The organism is Streptomyces javensis (assembly GCF_039525925.1).
Lineage (GTDB): Bacteria > Actinomycetota > Actinomycetes > Streptomycetales > Streptomycetaceae > Streptomyces > Streptomyces asiaticus.
The window spans coordinates 1-6,071 of sequence record NZ_BAAAIF010000164.1 but is presented as its reverse complement, the minus strand read 5'-3'; the positions used below and the strand labels follow the sequence as shown (position 1 = coordinate 6,071).

The following is a 6,071-nucleotide window of genomic DNA, read 5'->3' as shown; positions in this document are numbered from 1 at the left end:
AAGCCCTCAACACCCACACCCAACACCACACCGGCGGCCGCACCCCCTCCGACCTCCCCCTCCTCAACCTCACCCAACACGACATCACCAACCTCGAAGACTGGTGGAGGAACGCCTGATGGACAAGCGTGAGCTCGAAGACGTCCTCCCGCTGACCGCGGTCCAGGAGGGGTTGCTGTTTCATGCCGTGTACGACGACGCCGCGCCGGATGTCTATCTGGTGCAGCTCTCCTTCGAGCTCGAAGGACCCGCCGCCCCTGCGCGGTTCCGGCGGGCGGCCGAGGCCCTCGTACGGCGCCATCCGCCGCTCCGGGCGGGCTTCCTCCACCATGGCCTTTCACAGCCCGTCCAGTTCGTACCGCGCGAGGTGCCCCTCCGCTGGCACGAGGCCGATCTCAGGGAGCTGGACGAGGCGGAGCGGCGGGACGAGGTTCAGCGGTGGCTGGTCGAGGACCGGGGCACCCGCTTCGATCTCACACGTCCGCCCCTGATCCGGTTCGCGCTCTTCCGGCTGGGCGACGACCGCTTTCACCTTGTGCTGACACATCATCACATCTTGCTCGACGGATGGTCGCTGCCCCTGGTCGTCCTGGAGTACTTCGCCCTCTACGACCACGACGGCGATGAGTCGGCGCTCCCCCGGGCGGTGCCCTATCGCACCTATCTGGAGTGGTGCGGACGCCAGGACCGGGACGCGGCGCGCGAGGCGTGGCGCGAGGCGCTCGCGGGGCTGGAGGGGCCCACCCTGCTCGCCTCCGCCGCCCCCGGCCGGACCACGGTCCCCCCGGAGGAGTTCTCGTTCGACCTGCCTCGCGAACTCGCCGAGCAACTCTCGCTGCGGGCTCGGAGGTTGGGGCTCACCCTCAATACGCTGGTGCAGGCCGGGTGGGGGATTCTGCTGGGACGGCTGACCGGGCGGGACGATGTGGTGTTCGGCACCACGGTCTCCGGGCGGCCCGCCGAGATCCCCGGTGTGGAGTCCATGGTGGGGCTGTTCATCAACACCGTTCCGCTGCGGCTGCGGATGGATCCGCGGGAGCCGGTGTCCGCACTGCTCGGCCGGTTGCAGGAGGAGCAGGCGCGGCTCCTGGACCACCAGCACCTCGGGCTCGTCGAGATCCAGCGGCTGGCGGGCATCGGATCGGGCGAGATCTTCGACACCACCACCGTGTTCGAGAACTACCCCCTCGACGAGGGGCGGCTGCTGGATCCCACCACGGAGCTCAGGACGCTGTCGGTGGACAGTTACGACGCCACTCACTACGCCCTGGCGCTCATGGTGATTCCGGGAGAGCGGCTGCACATCCGGATGGGCTACCAGCCGGATCTGCTGGCGCGGGAGGCGGTCCAGTCGATCGCCGATCGGCTGCTGCGGGTGCTGTGGATGCTGGTGTCGGACACCGATCCGCAGGTCGGAACGGTCGATCCGCTGGCGCCGGGTGAGCGCGAGCTGATGCTGCGCACATGGGGCGGGGCGCGTACGGAGCCCGCCGGGCGGACGGAGGCGGCGCTGCCGCTGCTGTTCGAGGAGCGGGTGCGCAGGACCCCCGAGGCCGTGGCGGTGGTACATCGGGACACCAGGCTGACGTACGCGGAGGTGAACCGGCGTGCCAACCGGCTCGCCCGGCTGCTGGTGGCTTCCGGTGCGGGGGCCGAGACGCGGGTGGCCCTGGCCCTTCCCCGCTCGGCCGACATGGTCGTGGCCGTTCTCGCCGTCCTCAAGGCCGGGGCCGCGTTCGTGCCACTCGATCCGGACCACCCGGCGGAGCGCCTCGCCTTCGTCCTCGCCGACAGCCGTGCCACGCTGCTGGTGACCGCGGACGGCCTCGTCGAGGACCTGCCACAAGGCGCCCCGTCCGTGGCACGCCTGGTCCTCGGGGCGGATGACACCGTGGCCCGGCTGCGGGGGCTGCCCGCGCACGACCTGTCCGACGCCGAGCGTGCGTTTCCGCTCGACGCCCGCCACCCGGCCTATGTCATCTACACCTCCGGGTCCACCGGCACTCCGAAGGGTGTCGAGGTCCCGTACGGCAATGTGGCGCGGCTGTTCGGCGCCGCCCGGGAGCAGTTCACCTTCGGTGAGACCGATGTGTGGTGTCTGTTCCACTCGTACGCCTTCGACTTCTCCGTCTGGGAGATGTGGGGGGCGCTGCTGCACGGTGGCCGGCTGGTGGTGCCGGACAAGGAGGTGACCCGCTCCCCCGAGGACGTTCTGCGTCTGCTGGTCCGCGAGGGGGTCACGGTGCTGTGCCAGACCCCGTCGGCCCTGTACCAGCTGATCGCCGCGGACCAGGACCTGCCCTCGCTGGGCTCGGAGCTGGCCCTGCGGTACATCGTGCTCGGCGGCGAAGCCCTGGACCCCGCCCGGCTGGCGGGCTGGTACGTCCGCCACCGCGACGACACCCCCGTCGTGGTCAACATGTACGGCATCACCGAGACCACGGTCCATGTCACCGCCCGCCGGCTCGGCCACGCGGACGCCGTACCGGGGACTCCGAGTGTCATCGGGCGGGCGCTGACGGATCTGGCGGTGTATGTGCTCGACCCCGGGCTGCGGCTGGCCCCACCCGGAGTGGCGGGCGAGCTGTACGTGGCGGGGGCGGGGCTGGCGCGGGGGTATGCGGGACGTGCGGCGATGACCGCCGAACGGTTCGTCGCCGACCCCTTCGGCCCGGCGGGCACCCGGATGTACCGCACGGGCGACCTCGTGCGGTGGGACGACGAGGGCCGTCTGGAGTTCGTGGGACGCGCGGACGACCAGGTCAAGGTGCGGGGTTTCCGTATCGAACTCGGTGAGATCGAGGCGGCCCTGACGGCACACCCCGAAGTGGCGCAGGCCGCCGCGACCGTCCGCGAGGACCGTCCCGGCCACCGGCGCCTGGTGGCCTACGCGGTGCCCGCGCGCCGGTCCGGCCCCGACGGCGAGCTGGCCGGCCGGCAGGTGGAGGAGTGGCGCACGGTCTACGAGTCGCTGTACCGGGACCGCGCCACGACCGTCCTGCGGGAGGACTTCGTCGGCTGGGACAGCAGCTACGACCAGCGGCCCATCCCCCTGCCTGAGATGCGGGAGTGGCTGACCACGACCGTCGACCGGATCATGGAGCTGGAGCCGTGCCGGGTGCTGGAGATCGGGGTCGGCACCGGGCTGCTCATGGCGCGCCTGGCACCGCACTGTGAGACGTACTGGGCCACCGATGTGTCCCCTGCGGTCATCGGCCATCTGCGGGAGCGGATCGCGGGCGATCCGGCCCTGGCGGACCGCACACGGCTGCGGAGCCAGCCCGCGGCCGACTTCACCGGCCTGCCCGCCGGCCGGTTCGACACGATCGTGCTCAACTCCGTGGTCCAGTACTTCCCCAGTGTGGAGTATCTGGTCGAGGTGGTGGCCGGGGCGATGCGGCTGCTCGCGCCCGGCGGCCGGATCTTCATCGGCGATGTGCGCAACGCCCGTCTGCTCCGCTGCTTCGCCACGGCCGTCGCCCTGGCCCAGGCCGCGCCCGGCACGACGAACGAGAGCCTCAGGTCCACGGTCGACAAGGCGATCCGGCAGGAGCGCGAACTCGTCCTCGACCCCGGCCTCTTCGCCACCCTTCCGTCCCGGCTGCCCGAGGTGGCAGCGGTCGATGTGCGGATCAAACGTGGCCATGCTCGTAATGAGCTCACCCGCCACCGTTACGACGTGGTGCTGGTCAAGGCGGCTGTTCCGGAGGCACCGAGGGCAGGGCTTCGGGTGGTTGACGCGGTGGCGCGGCAGTGGGGCGAGGAGGTGCGCACCACCGCCGAAGTGGCGGAGACCCTGGAGCGCCTCCGGCCCCGGATGCTGCGGGTGAACGGCATTCCCAACGCCCGGCTCGCGGACGAGCTGGAGGCGTTGCGGCAACTGCGGCACGGAGTGGCGCCGGACGCGGTCCGCGAGGCGGCCACGGCGGGGGCGGAGTCCGAGGTGTCCGCCCCGGAGGCCCTGCACGAGCTCGCCGCGGATCTGGGCTACCGCGCCGCCCTCACCTGGTCCGACAGCGACGGCTGCCTCGACGCGGTCTTCGTGGACACGGCGGCGGGGGTGGACCATCGCGTGCTCGACCAGTGTGTGCCGTCCACGACGTCTGCGTCGTCCACGCAGGGCAGGGATCTCCGTCCGCTGCGCTCGTACGCCAACGACCCCGGGGCCTCCCATGAGCTGGGCGGACTCGTGGCGTCCCTCCGGGCCCACCTTGCCACCACCCTGCCCGAATACATGCTGCCGTCCGCCCTCATGACACTCGACGCGCTGCCGTTGACCACGAACGGCAAGCTCGATCGCGCCGCGCTGCCCGTACCCGACCCCGGGGCCGACCGAACCACCGGCCGGGCCGCGGCGACACCGCGCGAGAAGGCCCTGTGCGCCCTGTTCGCCGAGGTGCTGGGGCTCGCCGAGGTCGGAGTGGAGGAGGGGTTCTTCGCGCTGGGCGGGGACAGCATCATCTCCATCCAGCTCGTCAGCCGAGCCCGCCGGGAGGGGCTGGTGCTCACTCCCCGCCAGGTCTTCCAGTACAAGACGCCCGCGGCGCTCGCCGCCGTGGCACGTACGCCCGACGAGCCGACCGCCGATGGCCTCGGCCGCTCGGAAGGAGCACTCCTCCGGCTCTCCAGGGCGGAGTCGGAGAGCGTCGAGAGGAAGGCCCCGGGCAGTGTGGAGGTGCTGCCGCTCAGCCCGTTGCAGGAGGGGTTGCTGTTCCACGCCGTGTACGACGACACGGCCCCGGACGTCTATCTGGTCCAGCTCTGCCTGGAGCTCGAGGGCCCCTTCGACACGGCCCGGTTCCGCGTGGCCGCCGACGCTCTGCTGCGCAGGCATCCGCATCTGCGCGCCGCGTTTCTGCACGACGGCCTGTCCCATCCCGTCCAGGCCGTCGCCGGTGCGGTGTCCGTGCCGTGGCAGGAGGTGGACCTCAGCACGGTCGCGGAGGGCGAGCGCCGGGACGCGGTGGAGCGGTGGCTGGCCGAGGACCGCTCCGCACGGTTCGATCCGGCGCGGCCACCGCTGGTCCGTTTCGCGGTCCTGCGTGGCGGCCCGGACCGGCACTGGCTGGTCATCACCAACCACCACCTGCTGTGGGACGGCTGGTCGGTGCCCCTCGTCCTGCGCGAACTGTTCGCGCTGTACGAACGGTCCGGTGACGAGACGGCCCTGCCGCGGCCGGTGCCCTACCGCGACTATCTGGCCTGGCTGGGACGGCGGGACCGGGAAGCCGCCCGCACCGCCTGGCGCACGGCGCTGGAGGGGCTGACCGAGCCCACGCTGGTCGCCCCCGCCGCTCCGGGGCGTGCCGCGATGTGGCCGGAGGAGTACTCCACGGATCTGTCCCCCGAGCTGACCGCGCGACTCTCACAGCGTGCCAGGCGCTCGGGGCTCACGCTGAACACCCTCGTCCAGGCGGCGTGGGGGCTGGTCCTCGGGCGGCTCACCGGGCGGGACGACGTGGTGTTCGGCACCACGGTCTCGGGCCGCCCCGCGGAGCTGCCGGGTGTGGAGTCCATCGTGGGCCTGTTCATCAACACCGTCCCGGTCCGGCTGCGCATCGATGCCCAGGAGTCGCTGGGCGGGCTGCTCTCCCGGCTCCAGGAGGAGCAGACGGAGCTGCTCGACCACCAGCACCTGGGGCTCGCCGAGATCCAGCGGCTGAGCGGAGTGCGCTCCGGGGACCTCTTCGACACGACGACCGTCTTCGAGAACTACCCCATCAACCAAGGGCAGTTGCTCGACCCGGGGAGGGAACTGAGGACGGTCGACATCACGGGACGGGACGCCGTGCACTACGCCCTGTCCCTGCTGGTCGTCCCGGACGAGCGGCTGCACATGCGGCTCGGCTACCGCACGGACCTGTTCGGGCGCGAGGACGTCTCGGCGATCGCCGCCCGGCTGGCGCGGGTGCTGGAGGCCATGGCGTTCGACCCGGATGTGCGGGTGGGACGGGTCGACGGCTGCTCCGAGGAGGAGCGGGGGCGGCTGCTGGGCTGGGGTACGGGTGGCTCGGTGGCGGCGGCCGGGGCGGGGCGGGTGCTGCCGGAGCTGTTCGAGGAGCAGGTGGCAC

The 6,071-nt window shown here is 71.9% G+C and carries 1 protein-coding gene; it reads left to right on the top strand.

Going from position 1 to position 6,071, the window contains the following annotated elements:
- Positions 1-118: 118 nt before the first annotated feature.
- A partial coding sequence (locus ABD329_RS47080) for an amino acid adenylation domain-containing protein (protein WP_344318171.1) occupies positions 119-6,071 on the top strand: 5,953 nt, incomplete at its 3' end.